This window comes from Streptomyces sp. NPDC001880 (assembly GCF_053594575.1).
Genome location: NZ_JBSFET010000005.1, coordinates 166,718 through 189,046, shown reverse-complemented (window position 1 = coordinate 189,046; position 22,329 = coordinate 166,718). Strand labels below are relative to the sequence as shown.

The window sequence follows — 22,329 nt, the reverse complement described above, 5'->3', positions numbered from 1 at the left end:
ATGACCGAGGCGATCCTGCGTACCGCACACACCTGCCGGCTGGCCCCGGCCGCACTCGACGAGATCCGCGTCTTCCTGGACACCGCCTTCGAGGGCGACTTCAGCGACGACGACTGGGACCACGGCCTCGGCGGCATCCACGCATGGGTGCGCGACGGCAGTGGACTGCTGGCGCACGGCAGTGTCGTCCAGCGCCGGGTGGTCCACCTGGGCCGCTCGTACCGGATCGGCTACGTGGAGGCCGTGGCGGTCCGCGCGGACCGGCGCCGGGAAGGGCTCGGCGGGCGGATCATGGCCGCGCTGGAGGAGGTCGTCGACGGGGCGTACACGTTCGGCGCGCTGTCCGCGTCGGCCGCCGGGGCCGCGCTGTACACCGGGCGCGGCTGGCGGGTGTGGCCGGGGCGGGTCGCGGTGCAGGCGCGGTACGGGGTGGAGCGGTTGCCGGACGAGGAGGGCAGCACCTTGGTCCGCGGCGCGGCCGGCCGAGGGCTGCCCGTCGGCTCCGGGACGCTGGTCTTCGACTGGCGGGACGGCGACGTGATGTGAGCGACAGTCGCCCCGACGGGGCGGTCCGTCGGCCGTGTCACCCCCTCTGAACAGGCACGATGTCCTGCCGTCCGGGCTCTCGTCCGGAATCCGGGGAAGGCCGGCGGTAAACCACCGTCTCAGATAGTAGGAAGTCCGAGTAATTGTGGAGACAGACCGGCCGAGCTGCCCTACGTTTGTAGAAGCCGAACGTCACGCTAGATCCAGCGACTGGCGGTCGTGAGCGTGCGCCCCTGTGCAGGCAATCCCTGCGGCGCCGGCTCCCCGCCCCTTCCGGCACCTCGAAATCCTGATCTCGAAATCAGCTTCACGATTTTCGATCTCGAAATCCTCGCGATCTCAAGGAGTCGATCCATCATGGTTCAGACGACTGCCCGCCGTGTCCGCCGCGCCCACCGCCCGACCGAGTCGGAGCGCCGGAATGCCGCCGCCGCCCTCCAGCGAGCCCTCGACCGCAGGGACAACGGCGGTTCCACCGGTCACTGAGACCGGCTCTGCTCAGGCTCTGTTCAGCCCCGGCTGAACTCGAAGTGGTCGATGCGCTCGCCCGACTCGGCGAGCGCGGTGACCATCGTCCGGGCGTGCCGGCCGGGCGCCACCTCCACCTTCAGGAACGAGAGCCCTGCGCAGCGTGCCCCGGACCACCCCACGGTCCCGGTAACCCTGCCGCCGCCCTTGACAGCGGCGAGCCCGGTGCCGGTCTCGTACGCGGCACGCCGCGCCGGGGCGGCCGGGTGCGCAGATATTCGTGCTGCTCCGCCATGCTCATGTGGCCGACGGGCTTCTCGGAGATTCCGGATCGGGGATTCCGAACGGGGGATGTTCAGGGGGATGTCCATGGAGCGGAACATCCACCCACGGCCCGACACCGTGCCGTCGGGTAGGTGAGCGGTACACGCACAGCTCCCCGCGTGTCCGTATCGTGGACGTTACGTGTCATGGGGTGGGACGAGCAGTAGGGTGCGGACATGTCTCGCAGCATCAGTCTCGCAGTGATCCCCGGTGACGGTATCGGCCAGGAGGTCGTGGCCCAGGGCCTCAAGGTCCTCAACGCTGTTCTCCCAGAGGATGTGAAGCTGGAGACCAAGGAGTACGACCTTGGCGCCCAGCGCTGGCACCGCACCGGTGAAACCCTCCCGGACGCGGAGCTCGAAGCCCTCAAGGGCCACGACGCCATCCTGCTCGGTGCGATCGGCGACCCCTCCGTGCCGTCGGGTGTCCTGGAGCGCGGGCTCCTGCTGAAGCTGCGGTTCGCCTTCGACCACTTCATCAACCTGCGGCCGTCGAAGCTGTTCCCGAACACCGCGACGCCGCTGGCCGGCCGCCCGGACATCGACTTCGTCGTGGTCCGCGAGGGCACCGAGGGCCCGTACACGGGCAACGGAGGCTCGCTGCGCACCGGTACGCCGGCCGAGGTCGCCACCGAGGTCAGCGTCAACACCGCGTACGGCGTCGAGCGTGTCGTCCGTGACGCGTTCGAGCGGGCGAACGCCCGCCCGCGCAAGAAGCTGACGCTGGTGCACAAGAACAACGTCCTCGTGTACGCCGGCCACATGTGGAAGAACATCTTCGACAAGGTCGCGACCGAGTACCCCGAGGTCACCACCGACTATCTGCACGTCGACGCCGCGACGATCTTCTTCGTCACCCAGCCGGAGCGCTTCGACGTCATCGTCACCGACAACCTCTTCGGCGACATCCTCACCGACCTCGCCGCTGCCGTGACCGGCGGCATCGGCCTGGCCGCGTCCGGCAACATCAACCCGACGGGCGCCTTCCCGTCGATGTTCGAGCCGGTCCACGGCTCCGCCCCCGACATCGCGGGCCAGGGCAAGGCCGACCCGACGGCCACGGTCCTCTCCGTCGCCCTCCTGCTGCGCCACCTCGGCCACGAGGCCGAGGCCGTGCGCATCGAGGACGCCGTCTGTGCCGATCTCGCAGAGCGCGACGGCGTGACCAGCCGTACGACCGACCAGATCGGCGACGCGCTCGCGGTACGCGTAGCGAACTGACCCGACGACTCCGTTTCGAAGCCGCCGGGCAGCAGCCGCGCCCGGCGGCTTCACCTTGTGCGGCCCCGGGTGCGACCATCGACCACTGGACCGCAAACGCGTCGTTTCGTGCACGGCCACCCGGGAGCGATAATCGAACGGGGCCGCAGCTCGCGACAAAGCTCGGACGTCCTGTCTGGCAGGAGCGACGTGAGTGCGGTCCGACATACACAACGGTGAAGGACACGCACTCATGACGACGCCCACGATCGAGCTCAAGCCCTCCTCGAACCCGCTGTCCGACGCGGAGCGCGAGGCGAGCATGGTCAACCCCGGATTCGGCCGCCACTTCACCGATCACATGGTGACGATCAGGTGGACCGAGGGCCGCGGCTGGCACGACGCCCAGCTCGTGCCGTACGGACCGCTTTCGATCGATCCCGCCAACATGACCCTGCACTACGCGCAGGAGATCTTCGAGGGTCTCAAGGCGTACCGCCAGCCCGACGGCTCGGTCGCCACCTTCCGCCCCGAGGCCAACGCCAAGCGCTTCCAGGGCTCCGCCCGCCGGCTGGCCATGCCCGAGCTGCCCGTCGAGATGTTCATCGCGGCCTGTGACGCACTCGTCAAGCAGGACGAGGCCTGGGTTCCGGCGCACGGCGGCGAGGAGTCCCTCTACCTGCGCCCGTTCATGATCGCGACCGAGATCGGTCTCGGTGTGCGGCCCTCCAACGAGTACCTGTTCCTGGTCATCGCCTCGCCGGCCGGCGCGTACTTCCCCGGCGGTGTGAAGCCGGTCTCGATCTGGCTCTCCGAGAACCGGGTGCGCGCCGTCCCCGGCGGCCTGGGCGACGCCAAGACCGGCGGCAACTACGCCGCGTCCCTCCTCGCCCAGGCCGAGGCCGCCGAGAAGGGCTGCGACCAGGTCGCCTACCTCGACGCGGTCGAGCACAAGTGGGTCGAGGAACTCGGCGGCATGAACCTGTACTTCGTGTACGGGAACAAGATCGTCACCCCGACGCTGACCGGCTCGCTGCTCGCCGGTGTCACCCGTGACTCGCTGCTGAAGGTCGCCCGTGACCTCGGTTACGAGTCCGAGGAGGGCCGCGTCTCCATCGAGCAGTGGCGTGAGGACACCGCGAACGGCACCCTCACCGAGGTCTTCGCCTGCGGCACCGCGGCCGTCATCACCCCGGTCGGTACCGTCAAGTCCGAGGGCGGCGACTGGGCCCAGAGCGACGGCACGCCCGGCGAGGTCACGATGAAGCTGCGCGAGCGCCTGCTGGACATCCAGCGCGGCGTCGCCGAGGACACCCACGGCTGGATGCACCCCCTCGGCTGATCAGCCGGTTCCGCGCAGACGAAGGCCGCGCCCGGCAAACAGCCGGGCGCGGCCTTCGTCGTGCTGTGCCCGGCTGTCGCCATGCCCTGATCTGTGCAGTCGCATACCACCGTGGCGCTTTCGGTACATCACTCGAATCGTCGAACTGTCGTTTCTGGATCAAGCGCTACAGGGTCTGCACAAGTGAATCCGCGGAGTCCGTGATGCGGCTCTCCAGGTTGCGGAAAACCAACTGACCGGTGAATGAAGGGGAGTTAAGTTGTCGGCTCCGCGATCAAGTGCGGACTGACCAACAACAAACGGGAGAATGAATCGAAAGCTGGCCGTCGGCGTGCTCGCCGCCGGACTCTTTCCGGCCGGTGCGGGGACCGCGTTCGCAGGTGCGACCGGAGGGAACAAGGACATCGGGGCGACTGCCTCGTGGCACAAGATCCCGACGCTCTCGAGCTCGGGCGTCAAGTTCAAGAACGGTTACTACAAGTTCGAGGCGCCTGGCGCCAAGCACGGAGCCTTCCACTGGAAGGGCGACCTCCAGGACACCTCTGCGGGCGACGGCCACAACGTCCATGTTCAGGTCAAGGTCGAGGGGTACAGCTGGAACCGCTACAACGGCAAGCAGAAGAAGACCGTCCACAAGGACTACTACACGTACGACGGCGCCGCCCGGTGCACCAGCGACGCCTGGATACGTGCCTGCCGTGACCGCGGCTCGTTCCACCCCGACAACTGCTCGGTGGCCAAGCACTACATGAGCGAGCGGCTCCGGCAAGTCCTCGCTGCTGTACTGCCTCGCGGGCGTGTTGCCGCCCGCCCGGGGCCAGGTGCGGTTCGAGGGCCGGGCCTACGACCAGCTGGACGACGAGGACATCAGCGCGCTGCGCCGCGAGCGGTTCGGTTTCGTCTTCCAGTACGGCGAGCTGCTCCCCGAGCTGACCATCGAGGAGAACACCGCCCTGCCGCTGCGTCTCGCCGGACAGCGCAAGCGCCCCGCCCTCGAAGCGGCCGGCGAGGTGCTCGACCGCCTCGGTATGGCCGACCTGCGTGAGCGCCGCCCCTCGCAGGTCTCCGGCGGGCAAAGCCAGCGCGTGGCCGTCGCGCGGGCGCTCGTCCACCGGCCCGCCGTGGTCTTCGCCGACGAACCGACGGGCTCGCTCGACAGCGCCAACGCGGCCACGGTCCTGCAGGAATTCCTCGGACTGGCCCGCTCGCAGGGCACCGCCGTGCTCCTGGTCACCCATGACCCGAACGTGGCCGCTCGGGCCGACCGGCGTTACACCATGGCCGACGGCGTGCTCGAGTCGAAAGGCCCGGCCTCATGAGGGAGTTCCTCCTCGGCCTGCGTCTGCTGTTCGGCACCCAGCGCGTCAACGCCGCCGAGACCGTCGTCGCGGCGCTGCTCGGTGCGGCACTCGGGCTCGCCGAGTTCTGGCTGCTCAACCAGATCATGGCCAGGACGGGCCTGCCCGGCCTGAAGTGGTACCCCGGCGACGGTGCTCTGTCCGCCACCACCCTCGCCGTCTGCCTGCTCGGCTGCCCCGCTCTCGCCTGGTTCGTCGGCCGGGCCAGTGCCCGTGCCGCTGCCGCCGATCCGCTCAGCACCCGGCGCACGGCAGTGCCCCGTGCGCCCCGCCTCTGGGGCGGCCTCTTGTTCGTCAGTGGGCTCGGCATCGTCGTCGGCTACTGCGCGACCGGTTTCACCGACCACCCGGCGCAGAGCACCGGCATGAACTCCCTGCTGGTTCCCGGGGGTGTGCTGCTCACCGGGCTCGGCCTCGTGATGACGATGCCGCTGCTCTCGTACGCCCTGGCCAGGTGGCTCGCCCGGTCGGGCAGTCTCGCGCTCAGCATGGCCATGCGGCGCAACGAAGTCGAACCCGGCAGTGCCATGCGTGTGGTCACCGGCCTGGTCCTGCTGGTCTTCTCCGCGTCGCTCGCCCAGGGCGTCCTGGTGGAGGAACGCCAGATCACCCACAACGACTCACCGTCGCAGGAGTACAGCCTGTCGCAGTCCCGGCTCACCGAGGACCAGCAGCGGCGACTGCGCGACATTCCCGGCGTGGCCGCGCACGCCCTCGTCATGGAGCCGCGGACGGATCCCGATGCCGCGCCCGACGCGCAGGCCCCGGCTCTGGTCGCCACCTGCGCGCAGTTCGCGAAGCTGGTTCGGCACGCCGAGGGCTGCGTCGAGGGCAAGGTGCTCCGCCTCAGGGACCCGCAGGTCTCCGATCAGCCGCTCACCACCTCCACCTTCCGCCTGGCGGCGGGCGGAAGGCAGGCCTCGCTGAAGGTCGAAGTGCCGCGCGCCACCGTGCTGTTCGACGGCTTCGATGTCACCAACGTGCCCAGTCCCGGTCTGCTCGTACCGCCCTCGGCGCTCCCGGCGCACGCGAAGCCGGTCTCCGGCAGGCTCGTTCTCGCCGGCGCTTCCGACCCAGCGAGTGTGCGCGCGGTCCTCGACCGTATCGGCGCCATCGCACCGACCGCCGACGTGGACCCGGCCGGCATCAACATCGACGGTCTCCAGCAGATCACCGTCATCGAGACACTGCTCGCGCTCGGCATGGTGATGGGTCTGGTCATCGGCGTTGCCGCGTTCCTTGTCTCCGTCACCGACCGGGCCGTGGAACGCCGCCCGCAGGTGACGGCGCTTTCCCTGCTCGGAGCCCGGGCGCGCACCCTGCGGCTGGTCCAGTGCACGCAGGTGCTCCTGCCGCTCGCCATCGGTCTCGTTCTCGCGCTGGTGGCAGGCAAGGCCGCTGAGTCCGCTTATCTGATCACGGGCGGTGGCGAGATCTTCTGGGACGGCGCGGGGGTCCCCCTGCTGGTGGCCGCCATGGCCGGCGTTCTCGTGCTCGCGACGGTGGGCACCTGGCCCTTGGCCGGGCGCCGCATCGATCCGGAGCTCATCCGCCGCGACTGACCCGGGTCGGCACCGGCGGTCCCCCGTGGGAGCGGGAGACCGCCAGGCGCGGCTTCCGTATGTGCCCGGACACGTCCGCCGGCTCCTGGAGTGTGCCCTCTCACACACTTAGAGCACTGCTCCAAGTGTGAGTTAGAGTGCTGCTCTAACCGAGAGGTGTGGAGACGTGCGACTGACTCCTACGGAACGTGACCGGCTGCTGCTCTTCAGCGCCGCCGAACTGGCGCGGGCCCGCCGCGCCCGGGGGCTCAGGCTCAATGTCCCCGAGGCGACCGCCCTGATCGCGGACACGGTCTGCGAGGCTGCCCGGGACGGGCGCCGGCTGGCCGAGGCCATCGAGGCCGCCCGGTCCGTGCTCGGCCCCGACGACGTGCTGCCGGGCGTCGCCGATGTCGTCACCGAGGTCCATGTGGAGGCCGTCTTCGACGACGGCTCGCGGCTCGCCGTGGTCTCCCGGCCGCTCGGCGACGGGCTGGGCGACGAGGCGCCCGGGGCCGTCCTCCCCGGGCCCGCCACACCCGAGCCGGAGCCCGCGGTGCGGCTGACCGTCCACAACACCGCGACCGTGCCGGTCTCCGTGACCTCGCACTTCCACTTCTTCGAGGCCAACCCCCGGCTCGACTTCGCCCGCGCGAGGGCCTACGGGATGCGGCTCTGCGTTCCTGCCGGGTCCTCCGCCCGGTTCGGTCCCGGCGAAACCGTCGAGGTGGGGCTCGTTCCCATCGGTGGCGACCGGATCGCGATCGGCTTCGCGGGCCTGGTGGACGGCCCGCTGGACGCCCCCGGCGCGCGCGAAGAGGCCCTGCGACGCGCCGCCGCCTGCGGATATCTGGGAGCTGAGCGATGAGCATCGATCCGTACGAGTACGCCTCCGTGCACGGCCCGCGCGCCGGGGACCGGGTCAGGCTCGGCGACTCCGGTCTGACCGTCCGCGTCGAGTCCGACGCGCAGGCGTACGGCGAGGAGTTCCTCGCCGGCTTCGGCAAGACCGCCCGCGACGGGCTGCACCTCAAGGCCGCCGCCGTCCGCGACACCTGCGACATCGTCATCAGCAACGTGCTGGTCATCGACGCCGTGCAGGGCATCCGCAAGGTGTCGATCGGCATCCGTGAGGGCCGGATCGCGGCGATCGGCCGGGCCGGCAACCCGGACACCCTCGACGGCGTCGACGTCGTCGTCGGCACCGGCACGACCATCGTCTCCGGCGAGGGAATGATCGCGACGGCGGGCGCCGTCGACACCCATGTCCACCTGCTCTCGCCCCGGATCATGGAGGCCTCGCTCGCCTCCGGCGTCACCACCATCATCGGCCAGGAGTTCGGCCCGGTCTGGGGCGTCGGCGTCAACTCGCCCTGGGCGCTGCGCCACGCCTTCAACGCCTTCGACGCCTGGCCGGTCAACATCGGCTTCCTCGGCCGGGGTTCGTCCTCCCACCAGGCCCCGCTGGTCGAGGCGCTCGCCGAGGGCGGGGCCTGCGGCTTCAAGGTGCACGAGGACATGGGCGCCCACACCCGCGCCCTGGACACCGCGCTGCGGGTCGCCGAGGAGCACGACGTCCAGGTCGCCCTGCACAGCGACGGGCTGAACGAGTGCCTGTCGGTCGAGGACACCCTGCGCGTCCTGGAGGGCCGCACGATCCACGCCTTCCACATCGAGGGCTGCGGCGGCGGACACGTCCCCAACGTCCTCAAGATGGCGGGCGTCGAGAACGTCATCGGCTCGTCCACCAACCCGACGCTGCCCTTCGGCCGGGACGCCGTCGCCGAGCACTACGGGATGATCGTCTCCGTACACGACCTCAAGACGGACCTGCCGGGCGACGCCGCCATGGCCCGCGACCGCATCCGCGCCGGGACGATGGGCGCCGAGGACGTGCTGCACGACCTGGGGGCCATCGGCATCACCTCCTCCGACGCGCAGGGCATGGGACGGGCCGGTGAGACGGTGCGCCGCACCTTCGCGATGGCCGGGAAGATGAAGGCCGAGCTCGGCCCGATGGACGGCGACGGCCCGGCGGACGACAACGCCCGGGTGCTGCGCTACATCGCCAAGCTCACCATCAACCCCGCCATCGCCCACGGCCTTTCGCACGAGATCGGGTCGATCGAGACCGGGAAGATGGCCGACATCGTGCTGTGGCGGCCCGAGTTCTTCGGCGCGAAGCCGCAGCTCGTACTGAAGTCCGGCTTCCCCGCGTACGGGGTCACGGGCGACCCGAACGCCGCCACCGACACCTGCGAACCCCTGGTCCTCGGGCCGCAGTTCGGGGCGTACGGAGCCACCGCCGCCGACATCTCCGTGGCCTTCGTCTCGCAGGCGGCGGCCCAGCTCGGCGCCGACTCGATGCCCACCCGCCGCCGCCGCGTCGGCGTGCGCGGCACCCGGGGCATCGGCCCCGGCGACCTGATCCACAACTCCCGTACCGGCGAGGTCGCCGTGGACGCCCGCAACGGTCTGGTCACCCTGGACGGCGACCCGCTGCGCTCCGAGCCCGCCGAATCCGTCTCGCTCAACCGCCTCTACTTCCTCTAAGGACCCGCAGTGACCTTCCGCATGCCGCCCGAGTGGGCCCCGCACGAACGCACCTGGATGGCCTGGCCGGGCCCCAACCCCACCTTCGACACCGACGCCGAACTGGACGAGGCCCGCGCCGCCTGGGCCGCCGTCGCCCGCGCCGTGCGCCGCTTCGAACCCGTCACGATGGTGGTGGGCCCCGGCCAGGAGGACAGTGCCCGCGCGCTCCTCGGCCCGGACGTCGAACTCGCCGTCCGCCCCCTCGACGACGCCTGGATGCGGGACATCGGTCCCACCTTCGTCACCGACGGCCGGCGACTGGCCGCCGTCGACTGGACGTTCAACGGCTGGGGCGCCCAGGACTGGGCCCGCTGGGACAACGACCAGCACATCGCCCGCTCCGTCGCCGAGCTCGCCGACGTACCCGTGCAGAGCTCCCGGCTGGTCAACGAGGGCGGCGCCATCCATGTGGACGGCGAGGGCACCGTACTGCTCACCGAGACCGTCCAGCTCGGCAAGGAGCGCAACCCCGACTGGACCCGAGAGCAGGTCGAGTCCGAGATCCATGCCCGGCTCGGCACCGAGAAGGCCATCTGGCTGCCGCGCGGACTGGCCGGTGACTACGGCACGTACGGCACCCTCGGCCATGTCGACATCGTCGCCGCCTTCGCCCGCCCCGGCACCGTCGTCGCCCACGTCCAGCCGGACCCGGCCCACCCCGACCACGAGATCACCCGCGAGACCGTGCGCATCCTGCGCGCCGCCACCGACGCCAGGGGCCGCTCCCTGAACGTCGTGGAGGTCCCGGCACCCACCGTGCTGAAGGCGGACGGCGAGTGGGTCGACTACTCCTACATCAACCACTACCTCTGCAACGGCGGTGTGGTTCTCTGCGCCTTCGACGACCCGCGCGACAAGGAAGCGGCGGAAATCTTCGGCAAGCTGTTCCCCGACCGTACGGTGACCCTCGTCGACGCCCGTACGATATTCGCCGGCGGTGGAGGCATCCACTGCATCACACAGCAGCAGCCGAAGGTCTGAACCGTGCCCCCCGCGCCACGCCGTCGCAACACCGCCCCGCCCCGTGAGGAGCTGCTGGCCGCCGCCATGGCCACCATCGCCGAACGGGGGCTCGACGGCCTCACCATGGCCGGACTCGGCCGCGAGGTCCGGATGAGCAGCGGACACCTCCTCTACTACTTCCGCACCAAGGACGAGCTGCTGCTCCAGACCCTGGAGTGGAGCGAGGGACGGCTCGGCGCACAGCGGCGCGCCCTGCTGTCGGGTCAGGCGACGGCCCGCGAACGGCTCGACGGGTACATCGACCTGTACCTCCCCGACGGCCACCGCGATCCGCACTGGACGCTCTGGCTGGAGGTGTGGAACCGCTCGCGGAACGCGGACGACGACGCGCGCGCCCGCCAGGCCGCCATCGAAGCCGCCTGGCACCGCGACCTGGTGGACCTGCTGGAGCGGGGCGCGTCGGCCGGGGAGTTCCGCCCGGTCGACGCGCAACGGTTCGCGACCCGGCTGCGCGCCCTGCTCGACGGCTTCAGCGTCCATCTCGCGGTCGGCCTCCCCGGCACCGGCCGCTCCCAAGTCCTCGCGCAGGTCGGGGAGTTCATCGAGGAATCGCTCGCCGTCAGGTAGCGGCCGCCGGGCCGTGAACGAAACGCACGTAAGTACGCGCGATCGTTGCGCACGGCGCCCTTGTTCCGGTCCCCGCTGTTCGGGCACGGTGACGGACCATGGGACGAGAGCAGTGGAAGAAAATCTGGGTCGGCTCGGCCGGAAACATGGTCGAGTGGTTCGACTGGTTCGTCTACGCGACCTTCGCGGTCTACTTCGCGGATTCGTTCTTCCCCGAAGGCAATGAGACCGCCAATCTCATGAACACCATGGGCATCTTCGCCGTCGGCTTCTTCATGCGGCCGGTCGGCGGCTGGCTGCTCGGCCGGATCGGCGACCGCAGGGGCCGCAAGGCCGCGCTCACCCTCACCGTCACGCTGATGTCGGCCTCCGCGATCCTCATCGCCGCCGCGCCGACGTACGACGTCGCGGGGTACGGCGGTGTCGCCGTCCTGCTGGTGGCCCGGCTGCTCCAGGGCCTGTCCGTCGGCGGCGAGTACGCCGCCAGCGCCACGTACCTCACCGAGGCGTCCGCCCCCAACCGGCGCGGTTTCGCCTCCAGCTTCCAGTACGTGTCCATGACCGCGGGGCAGCTGATCGGCCTCGGCCTCCAGATCGTGCTGCAGCGCAACATGTCCGAGGAGGCCCTGCACAGCTGGGGCTGGCGCATCCCGTTCATCGTCGGTGCGCTCGGTGCCGCCGTCGTCTTCTATCTGCGCCGCTCGATGCTGGAGACCGAGGTGTACGCGGAGTCCGGCGCCGCCGAGCAGGAGGACCGCGGCACGCTGAAGGCTCTGTGGCAGCACAAGCGCGAGGCGTTCCTGGTGATGGCACTGACCATGGGCGGGACCGTCGCGTACTACACGTACACGACCTACCTCTCGAAGTTCCTCTCCAAGAGCGCCGGCATGGACAAACCCACCGCCTCGCTCGTCAGCTTCTGCGCCCTGTTCGTCTTCATGTGCATCCAGCCGCTGGCCGGCCTGCTCTCCGACCGGGTCGGCCGCCGCCCGCTGCTGATCTCCTTCGCCGTCGGCTCCACCTTCCTGACCGTGCCGATCATGACGATGCTCAAGCACGCGGGCACGTTCTGGCCCGCCTTCGGCCTGGCGCTGCTCGCCCTGGTCGTCGTCACCGGGTACACCTCGATCAACGCCTGCGTGAAGGCGGAGCTCTTCCCGACCGGCATCCGCGCCCTGGGCGTCGCCCTCCCGTACGCCATCGCCAACGCGCTCTTCGGCGGCACCGCCGAATATGTGGCGCTCTGGTTCAAGAAGGCGGGCATCGAGTCCGGCTACTACTGGTACGTGGCCGGCTGCGCGGCGGTCTCCCTGGTCGTCTACCTGACCATGCGTGAGACCCGCGACATCGACCTGGGCCGGGTCGGCGCCGGGGAAGCGGACCGGGGGAGCACGGAGCCGTCCGGAGCGACCAGCGTCACGCCCGCATCCTGAGACGGGGCGGGGCACGGAGGCGGCCCTGTGCAAGACTGCCTCCGTGCCCTCGTACGCCATGATTATCGGCAGCAGGCGCGCCGGTCCGCAGTGACCGTCCCGCACCACCATGTGCGGCACGGCCACCGTGCCCCAGACCCGCGCGCAGACCTCTCGCACCCGCGAGGGGTTTTTTCGTTTTCCGGCCCTCACCTCGGCCGGGGCGAGGCACACGGGATGATGGGGGCAAGTGGAGCCAGATCGTCCGGATCCGCTCATCCGACAGGAGTCAGACCAGCATGACCACCAAGGCCAAGGCCACCGACGACAGTTTCCACGTCTTCGACACCACACTGCGCGACGGGGCCCAGCGTGAAGGCATCAACCTGACGGTCGCGGACAAGCTGACCATCGCCCGGCACCTGGACAACTTCGGCGTGGGCTTCATCGAGGGCGGCTGGCCCGGCGCCAACCCCCGCGACACCGAGTTCTTCGCCCGCGCGCAGCAGGAGATCGAGTTCAAGAACGCCGAGCTGGTCGCCTTCGGCGCGACCCGCAGGGCCGGTGGCAAGGCGGCCGAGGACCCCCAGGTCAAGGCGTTGCTGGGGTCCGGTGCCCAGGTGATCACGCTGGTCGCCAAGTCCCACGACCGCCATGTGGAACTCGCGCTGCGCACCACCCTCGAAGAGAACCTGGAGATGGTCGTCGACACCGTCTCCTACCTCCGTGAGCAGGGCCGCCGGGTCTTCGTCGACTGCGAGCACTTCTTCGACGGCTACCGCGCCAACCCCGAGTACGCCAAGGCCGTCGTACGCGCCGCCTCCGAGGCCGGCGCCGATGTCGTCATCCTCTGCGACACCAATGGCGGCATGCTCCCCGCGCAGGTCCAGGCCGTGGTCTCCACCGTGCTCGCCGACACCGGCGCCCGGCTCGGTATCCACGCCCAGGACGACACCGGCTGCGCGGTCGCCAACACCCTCGCCGCCGTCGACGCGGGCGCCACCCACGTCCAGTGCACCGCCAACGGCTACGGCGAACGGGTCGGCAACGCCAACCTCTTCCCCGTCGTCGCCGCCCTGGAGCTCAAGTACGGCAAGGCCGTCCTGCCCGAGGGCGCGCTCGCCGACATGACCCGCGTCTCCCACGCCATCGCCGAGGTCGTCAATCTGGCGCCCTCCACCCACCAGCCCTATGTGGGTGTTTCCGCCTTCGCCCACAAGGCCGGACTGCACGCCTCCGCGATCAAGGTCGACCCCGACCTCTACCAGCACATCGACCCCGCCCTGGTCGGCAACACCATGCGGATGCTCGTCTCCGACATGGCCGGCCGCGCCTCCATCGAGCTCAAGGGCAAGGAGCTCGGCATCGACCTCGGCGGTGACCGCGCGCTCGTCGGCCGCGTCGTCGAGCGGGTCAAGGAGCGCGAACTCAAGGGCTACACGTACGAGGCCGCCGACGCCTCCTTCGAACTGCTGCTGCGCGCCGAGGCCGAGGGCCGGGTACGCCGCTACTTCCGCACCGAGTGCTGGCGCGCCATCGTCGAGGACCGCCCCGACGGCACGCACGCCAACGAGGCGACCGTGAAGCTCTGGGCCAAGGGCGAACGCATCGTCGCCACCGCCGAGGGCAACGGCCCGGTCAACGCCCTCGACCGGGCGCTGCGGGTCGCCCTGGAACGGATCTACCCGCAGCTCGCCAAGCTGGAGCTGATCGACTACAAGGTCCGCATCCTGGAAGGCCGCACCGGCACCGAGTCCACCACCCGAGTCCTCATCACCACGGGCGACGGGGCCGGCGACTGGGCCACGGTCGGCGTGGCGGACAACGTCATCGCCGCGTCCTGGCAGGCCCTGGAGGACGCGTACACCTACGGCCTGCTGCGGGCGGGGATCGAGCCCACGGAGTAGCCGTCGCGGGACCGCCCCGGCCCACGCCCCGGTCTTCGGCCGGGGCGGACCGCTCGCGGCTGTCGCAGACGGTGCCCATCCGGGTTAGCTTCGAAGTATGCGGAACAGGCTGTTCCCGGCGATGCTGGTCGGCCTGCTGCTGATCCTGGCGGCAGCCGTCCTCGGCGTGGCACCCGGTGCGCCCGCCACGGGAGCATCCACCGTCGACGACGTCGCGCAGGCCCTGCGCCAGGGGCCGGTGTACGTCGACCCGGCGGCGTCCGGCCAGCTCTCAACGGGTGAGGCCGCCGCCCTGACGAAGAAGATCAAGGACGCCGACAAGCCCGTGTTCGTGGCGGTGCTGCCCCGGACCTCCGCGTTCCCCGCCGATACCCTGCTGGCGACCCTGCGCACCGACACCGGGATCACCGGTGTCTACGCGGTCCGCCTCGGCGACGGCTTCGACGCGGGCGCCGACCCCCAGGTGATGTCGACCCAGGCGGTCGACAACCTCACCGCCGCGGTGAAGACGCCCGGCGCGGACACCGACGCCGCCACGCAGCTGAACGCCTTCGTCGACCGGGCCGTCGAGCAGGCCCGGGGCAGCGCCCCCGCCTCCTGGGGCGGCTCGTTCGGGGGTGGCGGGTCCTCCTCCGCTGTCGGGCTGATCACGGCCGGCGTGGTCCTGGTGCTGGGCGGCGGCACGGCCTACGCGCTCGTCCGCCGCGGCCGCAGGCGCAAGGAGGCCGAGGAGCGGGCCGCGCTCGACAAGCTCCGGGTCGTCGTGGACGAGGACATCACCGCGTACGGCGAGACCCTCGACCGGCTCGACTTCCACCCGGCCGAACCGGGCGCCGACGACAACATGCGCGCGGACTACGAGCGGGCACTCGACTCCTACGAGAGCGCGAAGTCCCGGATGGAAGGGGCCCGGCACCCCTCCGACGTGCGCGGGGTCACCCAGGCCCTGGAGGACGGGCGCTTCTCCCTCGCCGTCCTGGAGGCCCGCCGCACCGGCGGCGAACTCCCCGCCCGCCGCCCGCCGTGCTTCTTCGACCCGCGCCACGGCCTCTCGGTCGCCGACGTCCAGTGGTCCCCGTCCGGCGGAACGGCACGTGAGGTTCCGGTCTGCGCGGCCGACGAGCTCCGGCTGCGCGAGGGCGAGGAACCGCTGAGCCGCACCGTCGACACCGGCGACGGCCGCCGCCCGTACTGGGAGGCGGGCCCGGCGTACGGTCCGTGGGCGGGCGGCTACTTCGGTGGCGGCCTGCTCCCAGGGCTGCTGGTCGGCACGGCGCTCGGCTCCATGCTGTCGAGTCCGGCGTACGCGGCGGAGTACGGCGGCGGCGACTTCGGCTCCGGCGGGGACTGGAGCGGCGGCGACTTCTCCGGCTCCGACTTCGACCCCTCGGGCTTCGACGGCGGGGGCTTCGGAGGCTTCGACGGGGGAGGCGGGGGCTTCGACGGGGGCGGGTTCTGAGCCGCTGACCAGCGACCGCTCGGGCAGGAGCGATTCATGCTAGACCTGAACTTATGTCTGGTATCGGCCGATTTCGGGCGCGGCTGCGGCGCTCCGTCCGGCGATCACATCGGCACGATGGAGGACGCACGGGTCAGGCCCCCGCGCCGTCCGGCGCGGGCGCGACCGGCCGGCCCCCGAAACGCGGACCGCGCTCCCTGTTCAGCGTGCACACCGTGGCCGGACAGGTCTTCGTCTTCGTCCTCTGCCTCGTGCTGCTGCTCGTCACGGCCGGGGCGGTCGCTCTGGTGGTGCAGGGCCGCCGCGACTCCACGTCCGAGGCCCGGGCCCGCACGCTGAGCGTCGCCGAGTCCTTCGCCAACGCGCCCGGGACCGCCGCCGCACTGGACAGCAGGAACCCCACCGCGATCCTCCAGCCGCGAGCCGAGGAGGTCCGCAAGCTGACCCGTGTCGACTACGTGGTTCTGGCAGGCCCCGAGGGCATCCGCTACACCCACCCCGACCCGGCGCTTATCGGCAAACCCGTCCTCGGCCCCTACAAGGAGGCCCTGGACGGGCACGGGCTCACCCGCACCTTCACCGGAAGCCGAGGGCCCGCGGTCAACTCGATCGCGCCCGTGCCCCGGACGGACGGCTCGATCGCAGGCGTGGTCTCGGTGGGGATCACCGTCGAGTCGGTGAACGCCGTGGCCGACCGCTCCATCCCGCTCAGTGCGGGCGCCGCGGCGATCGCCCTCGCACTCACCGCGGGCGGCGCGGTACTCCTGAGCAGGCGACTGAGCCGTCAGACCCATGGCCTCGGACCTGCCGAGATGACCCGGATGTACGAGCACCACGACGCGGTGCTGCACGCGGTCCGCGAGGGCGTCCTCATCGTCGAGGCCGACCAGCGGCTGACCCTCGCCAACGACGAGGCCCGCAGACTCCTCGACCTGCCCCCGGACGCCGAGGGCCGGGCGGTGAAGGACCTCGGGCTGGCCCCGGACACCGCGGAACTGCTGGTCTCCGGCCGGACCGTCACGGACGAGGTGCTGCGGGCCGGCAACCGGCTGCTGGCCGTCAACCTCCGCCCGACCGACACGCGCGGCGGGCCGCCCGGCACCGTGGTGACCCTGAGGGACACCACCGAACTCCGCGCGGTCACAGGACAGGCGGAACTCGCGACCGAACGACTGCTGCTCCTGTACGAGGCCGGCGCCCGCATCGGCACCACGCTCGATGTGAACCGGACGGCGCAGGAGCTGGCGGACGTGGCGATCTCCGGGTTCGCCGACGCCGCGACGGTCGACCTCGCCGACCCCGTACTGCGCGGCGACGAACCGGTCACGCCGGACGGCGGCACGCTGGAGATGCGCCGCACCGCCGTCGCGGCGGTGCGCGCGGACCATCCGCTGTACCCCGTCGGCCATGTGGTGGGCTTCGTCCCCACCAGGACCCGGGCCATGCGTGCGCACAGCGACGATGCCGATCTGCGGAGCGAATTCATGAGGCTGGGCTGGCGGAACTGGGATCCCGGCGTGGCCGAGCGGATCAGGGAGCGGGGATTCCACTCGATCGTGTCGGTGCCGCTGCACACGCGCGGCACCATCCTGGGCATGGCCAACTTCTGGCGCTCGGGTGATTCGGAACCCTTCGACGACGACGACATGTCCTTCGCGGAGGAACTGGTGGCCCGGGCCGCGGTGGGTGTGGACAACGCCCGCCGCTACACACGGGAGCACGCACTGGCCGTGACGCTGCAACGCAGCCTGCTGCCCCGCGCCCTGCCCGAGCAGAATGCCCTGGAGGTCGCCCATCGCTATCTGCCGGCGTACGAGGGGGTCGGCGGCGACTGGTTCGATGTCATTCCGCTGTCCGGCGCCCGGGTGGCGCTGGTCGTCGGCGACGTGGTGGGGCACGGGGTGCACGCCGCGGCCACCATGGGGCGGCTGCGCACCAGCGTCCACAACTTCTCCTCGCTGGATCCGGCCCCCGACGAACTTCTCGGGCATCTCGACGAACTGGTCAGCCGGATCGACCGGGACGAGGCCGCCGACGACGGTGGCGCCGAAATCGCCGGAGCCACCTGCCTGTACGCGATCTACGACGCGGTGTCCGGGAACTGCGCGGTGGCGCGGGCCGGCCATCCAGGGCCCGTGCTGGTCCTCCCGGACGGCACCGTCGAGTTCCCCGAGGTCCCGACCGGACTTCCCCTCGGTATCGGCGGCATGCCCTTCGAGGCGGCCGAATTCCACGTACCCGAGGGGAGCCGGCTGGTCCTCTACACGGACGGTCTGGTCGAGCGGCGTGGCCGGGACTTCGACACCGGTCTCGACCTGCTGCGCGACACCCTGGCCGGCCGCGACCGGACGCCGGAGGAGACCTGCGACGACGTGCTCGACGCGCTGCTTCACGAACGGCCGGAGGACGATGTCGCCCTGCTCGTGGCCCGCACCCGCACGCTCGATCCCGACCAGGTCGCCCAGTGGGCCGTGGCCACTGATCCGGCGGCCGTCGCCGGGGTCCGCAAGAACGTCTCCCGGTGGCTCACCGACCGGGGTCTGGAGGAGGAGGCGTTCGTCACCGAACTGATCCTGAGCGAACTGGTCACCAACGCGGTGCGCTACGGCACGGCGCCCATCGAGGTCCGCCTGCTGTACGACCGCAATCTGATCTGCGAGGTGTCCGACAGCAGCAGCACCTCACCGCATCTGCGCTACGCGGCGACGACGGACGAGGGCGGTCGGGGCCTGTTCCTCGTCGCCCAGTTCGCCGAACGATGGGGCACCCGCTACACCGAGACGGGCAAGGTCATCTGGTCGGAGCAGACGGTCGGTGAAGCGGAGGAGAACGACCTCTAGGCAAGAAATTTGCTGTTCCGGCAATGATGCTTGCCGGAACAGTGCTGTTTTGCGGACGCTCTCCCGTGAAAGGGAGGTGCTCCTCATGAGCGAAATGACTGGAGACGACAGCGTGAACAGCCGCGAGGAGGCGACCGCCGGGGACGGCGGTGGGGACCGGCGCTACGACGTGGTGGTGATCGGGGGCGGGGCCGCCGGGCTGAGCGGGGCCGTGACCCTGGCCAGGGCGCGCCGGTCGGTGCTGGTGATCGACGCCGGGCAGCCGCGCAACGCCCCGGCCTCGCACATGCACGGCTACCTGGGACACGACGGCGTTCCGCCCGCTGAGCTGCTGGCCGCCGGCCGGGACGAGGTGACGCGTTACGGGGGAGAGGTCGTCCAGGACGCTGCGGTCGCCGCCGAGCGGCTGTCCGACGGCGAGGGATTCCGCGTCGTACGGAAGGACGGGGCCCCGGTCGTGGCGCGCCGGCTCCTGGTGACCACCGGCCTCGTCGACGAACTGCCCCCGGTGCCGGGCCTGGCCGAACGGTGGGGGCGCGAGGTCCTGCACTGCCCGTACTGTCACGGCCGGGAGGTCGGCTCCCGCCCGGTCGGCGTACTGGCCACCGGGCCGCTGGCCGTGCACCAGGCGCTGATGTGGCGCCAGTGGAGTGCGGACATCACCCTTTTCCGCCACACCGGGCCCGAGTTCACGGACGAGGAGTACGAGCAGCTGGCCGCCCGTGGCATCGCCGTGGTGGACGGCGAGGTGACCGGTCTCGATGTGACGGACGACCGGCTCACCGGCGTCCGGCTGGCGGGAGGCCGGGTCGTCGCCGCCGAGGCCGTCGTGGTGCAGCCCCGCTTCACCGCCCGCGCCGACTTCCTGGCGGGCCTGGGGCTGGACGCGACCGAGATGAAGGCGGCGGACCAGGTGATCGGCACGTACGTCGCCGCCGACCCGGCCGGGGCGACGGAGGCCCCCGGCGTCTGGGTGGCCGGCAATGTCGCCGACCCGAAGGGGCAGGTCGTCGCCGTGGCTGCTGCCGGAGTGCAGGCCGCCGCGGCGATCAACGCGGACCTGATCACCGATGACGTGAACCGCGCGGTCGCCGCCCGCCGGGCCTGACCGGGACGGACGCCGAGCGCCCGCCTCCCTCCCCGGCGGGGGAGGGGAGGGCGGGCGCGCTCGGGTTCAGGCGTGAGGGGCGAGGGTCCGAAGGTGTCGGGCGGCGGCGGGCGTCAGGCGTGAGGTGCCGGAAGTGTCGGGCGGCGGTGGGCGTCAGGCCTGCGTCACGGCGGACTTGATCGCGGAGATGTCGAAGTTGAGCTTGACCTTGTCGCTGACCATCACTCCGCCGGTCTCCAGCGCCGCGTTCCAGGTCAGGCCCCAGTCGGAGCGCAGGATGTCGGCGCTGCCCTCGAAGCCGACCCGCTCGTTGCCGTAGACGTCGGTGGCGGAGCCGTTGAACTCCAGGTCGATGGAGAGCGGACGGGTGACGTCCTTGATGGTCAGGTCGCCCGTGATGCGGTACTTGTCGCCGCCGAGCTGCTCGGCCTGCGTGGAGCGGAACGTCATGAGCGGGAACTTCTCGGCGTCGAAGAAGTCGCCGCTGACCAGGTGGCCGTCGCGGTCGGCGATGCCGGTGTCGACGCTGGCGATCCTGACGTCGATCGACGCGGTGGAGTTCGCCGGATCGGAGCCGTCCAGCTTCAGGCTGCCCTCGTGCTCACCGAAGGTGCCGCGGACATTGGTGACCATGGCGTGGCGCACGGTGAAGCCGATGCTGCTGTGGGCCGGGTCGATCGCGTAGTCGCCGGTGAGGGCGGCGAGGGCCGGATTCACGGCGGGGGCGACGGTGGCGGTGGTGGTGGCGGACGGGGCGTTGTTGTTCTTGCGGTTGAACAGAGCCATGGCTCCTCCTCGGGGGACGTGATCGAGCGGTAGCGACCAGCGGTCGAAGCAGTTGTTTAACCTTCAACGAGCAAGACTGTAGCGCGATCTAGTTCAATGTTCAACATTGATGTCATGGGTGTTCGTGAATGACGGCCGAACGCTGGCTCAACTCCCGCGCCGTATCGCCGCCCCCTCTGGCGGACGCGCGTAGAACTCGGGCAGTATGCGCATGCCCTTACTTGTCATGAGCAGGAGGAGTCCCCCCATGTCGTCCGCTATGAGACTGCGCCCCGTCCTGACCGCATTCGCCCTTGTCCTGGGCGTTCTCTTCGCCCCGGGCATCGGCGTCCTGGGCGGTGGTGCCACCCAGGCCCACGCCGTCACCAAGCTCACCCACGCCCAGGCCACCGCCCGGTTCAGCTCCTCCGGGATCACCTGGTCGTCCTCCGGTGGCTGCTCCAACCGCAACGTCGCCACCTGCACCTCGTTCGACCAGCTCAACCTGGCCACCGCCCAGGGCGCCCAGACCCTCAAGAGCGCCACGGGCTGCGCGCTGAACATCACCGGCGGCACCGAGACCGGGCACGCCAGCGGCACGTACTCCCACTGGAACGGCTACAAGCTCGACTTCGCCAAGTCGACCTGCCTCACCAACTACGTTCACAACGTCTTCACCTACATCGGTGTGCGCGGTGACGGTGCCCCCCAGTACAAGGCGGGCTCCGGCAACATCTACGCCGACGAGGGCAACCACTGGGACGTGACGTACTACAACTGCGGCGGCTGCTGATCTCCGTACCGCGAGCGTCAGTTCGTGCGGGTGCCCCGTTCACCGGACGGGGCACCCGCACGGGTGCGTGATCACGTCGGCAACGAGCCGGGGGCGAACACTGCCCGGTCCGGGAAGTGAGCCTGGAGCCGCCCCCTTGGGAAGATGCCTCGCCGCCGGAGGCCGTGCGGCTGCCGGTGCACTGCGTACCGGTCTTTCCTCGACGTGAGGCAGGTAGACCCATGAGACTCACCCGTGCGGCACTGGCCGTGGCCGCAGGCGCCCTGGCCCCGGCCCTGCTGCTCTCCACTCCGTCCTTCGCCGCCGCGGCGGCCTCCTCACCCATCACCGCGTCGGCAGCACAGGAGGACGAGTCCCCTTACGACTCGATGTCGGAGGAGGAACTCCGCATCGCCGTCCTCAAGATCCTGGCCGACCCCGACATCGGCAGCGCTGTCTACCGAGAGGCGCAGAAGGCACTCGACGGCACGGTCGACGACCTGCGTAACTTCCTGAAGACGGGCCTGCGCCTCGCCCAGGCCGAGGACGACCGCGTCGCCATCCTCAAGATCCTGGCCGACCCGAAGACCGGGAAGGGCGTGTACCGGGAGGCGCAGAAGGCCCTGGACGGCACGCCCGAGGATCTGCGCTACTTCCTGGAGACGGGCCTGCGCCTCGCTCAGGCCGAGGACGATCGCGAGGCCGTCTTCAGGATCCTGGCCGACCCGAACATCAGCGACGCCCTGCGCACGGCGGCCCAGGACGTCGTGGACGGCACCCCGGAGGAACTGCGCTACTTCATCGAAGTCGGCCAGTACGAGGTGGACGGCCGAACCCCGCCGACCTCGGGCTGACCGACCGGCCCCGGCGGCCACCCGGCGGACGCGGCTGCGAGGAGACGGGGCAAGCGGAATGGTGCTGCCGTGCGGCGTGTGACATCGCGGCTCGATTCATGACGAGATGTCAGCGGCACTGCTCGGTACTCCCGATACTCCCGACGCCGCACAACTGGCAGCCAACCTGATCTCCTGCGGATTTCTCTGGAAGGCAACCCTTGTGGGGCGTGCAGTGGCGTGGATGGCTGTTGTTTGCACCAACCCGCG

19 protein-coding genes are annotated in these 22,329 nt (G+C 70.6%); 17 read left to right on the top strand and 2 right to left on the bottom strand.

Going from position 1 to position 22,329, the window contains the following annotated elements:
- Together ACWCQ6_RS05360 and ACWCQ6_RS05355 are read left to right on the top strand one after the other, a co-directional pair.
- Window positions 1-546 (top strand): GNAT family N-acetyltransferase, encoded by a 546-nt coding sequence (locus tag ACWCQ6_RS05360; protein ID WP_451085608.1) that lies wholly within the window; start codon window positions 1-3, stop codon window positions 544-546.
- Window positions 547-903: 357 nt separating this feature from the next.
- Entirely contained in the window at window positions 904-1,032 is a 129-nt protein-coding gene (locus ACWCQ6_RS05355; protein ID WP_329814433.1) for a hypothetical protein, read from the top strand.
- A gap of 23 nt (window positions 1,033-1,055) precedes the next feature.
- Here ACWCQ6_RS05355 and ACWCQ6_RS05350 read toward each other — a convergent pair whose 3' ends face one another.
- A complete protein-coding gene (locus ACWCQ6_RS05350; protein WP_451085606.1) occupies window positions 1,056-1,196 on the bottom strand; it encodes a hypothetical protein in 141 nt (46 codons plus the stop codon).
- Window positions 1,197-1,514: 318 nt separating this feature from the next.
- On the opposite strand from ACWCQ6_RS05350, the gene ACWCQ6_RS05345 reads away from it, so the two are divergent.
- The 13 genes from ACWCQ6_RS05345 (at window position 1,515) to ACWCQ6_RS05285 (ending at window position 19,689) form a co-directional block, all read left to right on the top strand.
- Window positions 1,515-2,558, top strand: a complete 1,044-nt coding sequence (locus ACWCQ6_RS05345) for a 3-isopropylmalate dehydrogenase (RefSeq protein ID WP_451085604.1) — start codon at window positions 1,515-1,517, stop codon at window positions 2,556-2,558.
- A gap of 232 nt (window positions 2,559-2,790) precedes the next feature.
- Window positions 2,791-3,879 carry a branched-chain amino acid aminotransferase gene (locus ACWCQ6_RS05340; RefSeq protein WP_451085602.1) on the top strand — a complete coding sequence of 363 codons (1,089 nt, stop codon included), beginning with the start codon at window positions 2,791-2,793 and terminating at the stop codon, window positions 3,877-3,879.
- 776 nt (window positions 3,880-4,655) lie between these two features.
- Complete coding sequence (locus ACWCQ6_RS05335) at window positions 4,656-5,198, top strand: ABC transporter ATP-binding protein (protein ID WP_451085644.1); 543 nt, start codon at window positions 4,656-4,658, stop codon at window positions 5,196-5,198.
- A complete protein-coding gene (locus ACWCQ6_RS05330; RefSeq protein ID WP_451085600.1) occupies window positions 5,195-6,799 on the top strand; it encodes an FtsX-like permease family protein in 1,605 nt (534 codons plus the stop codon). The genes ACWCQ6_RS05335 and ACWCQ6_RS05330 overlap by 4 nt, the downstream gene beginning before the upstream one ends.
- A 166-nt stretch (window positions 6,800-6,965) precedes the next feature.
- Window positions 6,966-7,646, top strand: a complete 681-nt coding sequence (gene ureA / locus ACWCQ6_RS05325; RefSeq protein WP_451085598.1) for an urease subunit gamma — start codon at window positions 6,966-6,968, stop codon at window positions 7,644-7,646.
- Window positions 7,643-9,331, top strand: coding sequence for an urease subunit alpha (locus ACWCQ6_RS05320; protein WP_451085596.1), 1,689 nt, complete (start codon window positions 7,643-7,645; stop codon window positions 9,329-9,331). The genes ureA and ACWCQ6_RS05320 overlap by 4 nt, the downstream gene beginning before the upstream one ends.
- 21 nt (window positions 9,332-9,352) lie before the next feature.
- Window positions 9,353-10,354 (top strand): agmatine deiminase family protein, encoded by a 1,002-nt coding sequence (locus ACWCQ6_RS05315; RefSeq protein ID WP_451085642.1) that lies wholly within the window; start codon window positions 9,353-9,355, stop codon window positions 10,352-10,354.
- 3 nt (window positions 10,355-10,357) lie between these two features.
- Window positions 10,358-10,963, top strand: coding sequence for a TetR/AcrR family transcriptional regulator (locus ACWCQ6_RS05310; protein ID WP_451085594.1), 606 nt, complete (start codon window positions 10,358-10,360; stop codon window positions 10,961-10,963).
- Window positions 10,964-11,061: 98 nt separating this feature from the next.
- Window positions 11,062-12,396: an MFS transporter gene (locus tag ACWCQ6_RS05305; RefSeq protein ID WP_451085592.1), complete on the top strand. Its 1,335-nt coding sequence runs from the start codon at window positions 11,062-11,064 to the stop codon at window positions 12,394-12,396.
- 278 nt (window positions 12,397-12,674) lie between these two features.
- Entirely contained in the window at window positions 12,675-14,282 is a 1,608-nt protein-coding gene (cimA, locus tag ACWCQ6_RS05300; RefSeq protein WP_451085590.1) for a citramalate synthase, read from the top strand.
- 97 nt (window positions 14,283-14,379) lie between these two features.
- Window positions 14,380-15,741, top strand: a complete 1,362-nt coding sequence (locus ACWCQ6_RS05295) for a hypothetical protein (RefSeq protein ID WP_451085588.1) — start codon at window positions 14,380-14,382, stop codon at window positions 15,739-15,741.
- Between the two features lie 53 nt (window positions 15,742-15,794).
- Window positions 15,795-18,581, top strand: coding sequence for a SpoIIE family protein phosphatase (locus ACWCQ6_RS05290; protein WP_451085586.1), 2,787 nt, complete (start codon window positions 15,795-15,797; stop codon window positions 18,579-18,581).
- Window positions 18,582-18,675: 94 nt separating this feature from the next.
- Window positions 18,676-19,689 (top strand): NAD(P)/FAD-dependent oxidoreductase, encoded by a 1,014-nt coding sequence (locus ACWCQ6_RS05285; protein ID WP_451085640.1) that lies wholly within the window; start codon window positions 18,676-18,678, stop codon window positions 19,687-19,689.
- Window positions 19,690-19,842: 153 nt separating this feature from the next.
- Here ACWCQ6_RS05285 and ACWCQ6_RS05280 read toward each other — a convergent pair whose 3' ends face one another.
- On the bottom strand, window positions 19,843-20,475 hold the full coding sequence (locus tag ACWCQ6_RS05280; protein ID WP_451085584.1) for a YceI family protein: 633 nt from the start codon (window positions 20,473-20,475) through the stop codon (window positions 19,843-19,845).
- Between the two features lie 247 nt (window positions 20,476-20,722).
- On the opposite strand from ACWCQ6_RS05280, the gene ACWCQ6_RS05275 reads away from it, so the two are divergent.
- Together ACWCQ6_RS05275 and ACWCQ6_RS05270 are read left to right on the top strand one after the other, a co-directional pair.
- Complete coding sequence (locus ACWCQ6_RS05275) at window positions 20,723-21,247, top strand: hypothetical protein (protein WP_451085582.1); 525 nt, start codon at window positions 20,723-20,725, stop codon at window positions 21,245-21,247.
- Window positions 21,248-21,468: 221 nt separating this feature from the next.
- Entirely contained in the window at window positions 21,469-22,080 is a 612-nt protein-coding gene (locus ACWCQ6_RS05270; RefSeq protein ID WP_451085580.1) for an ALF repeat-containing protein, read from the top strand.
- The last annotated feature ends 249 nt before the right edge of the window (window positions 22,081-22,329 follow it).

Coding starts and splice junctions, on each gene's coding strand:
- ACWCQ6_RS05360 (WP_451085608.1), top strand. CDS start 1: ATGACCGAGGCGATCCTGCGTACCGCACACACCTGCCGGCTGGCCCCG.
- ACWCQ6_RS05355 (WP_329814433.1), top strand. CDS start 904: ATGGTTCAGACGACTGCCCGCCGTGTCCGCCGCGCCCACCGCCCGACC.
- ACWCQ6_RS05345 (WP_451085604.1), top strand. CDS start 1,515: ATGTCTCGCAGCATCAGTCTCGCAGTGATCCCCGGTGACGGTATCGGC.
- ACWCQ6_RS05340 (WP_451085602.1), top strand. CDS start 2,791: ATGACGACGCCCACGATCGAGCTCAAGCCCTCCTCGAACCCGCTGTCC.
- ACWCQ6_RS05330 (WP_451085600.1), top strand. CDS start 5,195: ATGAGGGAGTTCCTCCTCGGCCTGCGTCTGCTGTTCGGCACCCAGCGC.
- ACWCQ6_RS05320 (WP_451085596.1), top strand. CDS start 7,643: ATGAGCATCGATCCGTACGAGTACGCCTCCGTGCACGGCCCGCGCGCC.
- ACWCQ6_RS05315 (WP_451085642.1), top strand. CDS start 9,353: ATGCCGCCCGAGTGGGCCCCGCACGAACGCACCTGGATGGCCTGGCCG.
- ACWCQ6_RS05305 (WP_451085592.1), top strand. CDS start 11,062: ATGGGACGAGAGCAGTGGAAGAAAATCTGGGTCGGCTCGGCCGGAAAC.
- cimA (WP_451085590.1), top strand. CDS start 12,675: ATGACCACCAAGGCCAAGGCCACCGACGACAGTTTCCACGTCTTCGAC.
- ACWCQ6_RS05295 (WP_451085588.1), top strand. CDS start 14,380: ATGCGGAACAGGCTGTTCCCGGCGATGCTGGTCGGCCTGCTGCTGATC.
- ACWCQ6_RS05290 (WP_451085586.1), top strand. CDS start 15,795: ATGTCTGGTATCGGCCGATTTCGGGCGCGGCTGCGGCGCTCCGTCCGG.
- ACWCQ6_RS05285 (WP_451085640.1), top strand. CDS start 18,676: ATGACTGGAGACGACAGCGTGAACAGCCGCGAGGAGGCGACCGCCGGG.
- ACWCQ6_RS05280 (WP_451085584.1), bottom strand. CDS start 20,475: ATGGCTCTGTTCAACCGCAAGAACAACAACGCCCCGTCCGCCACCACC.
- ACWCQ6_RS05275 (WP_451085582.1), top strand. CDS start 20,723: ATGTCGTCCGCTATGAGACTGCGCCCCGTCCTGACCGCATTCGCCCTT.
- ACWCQ6_RS05270 (WP_451085580.1), top strand. CDS start 21,469: ATGAGACTCACCCGTGCGGCACTGGCCGTGGCCGCAGGCGCCCTGGCC.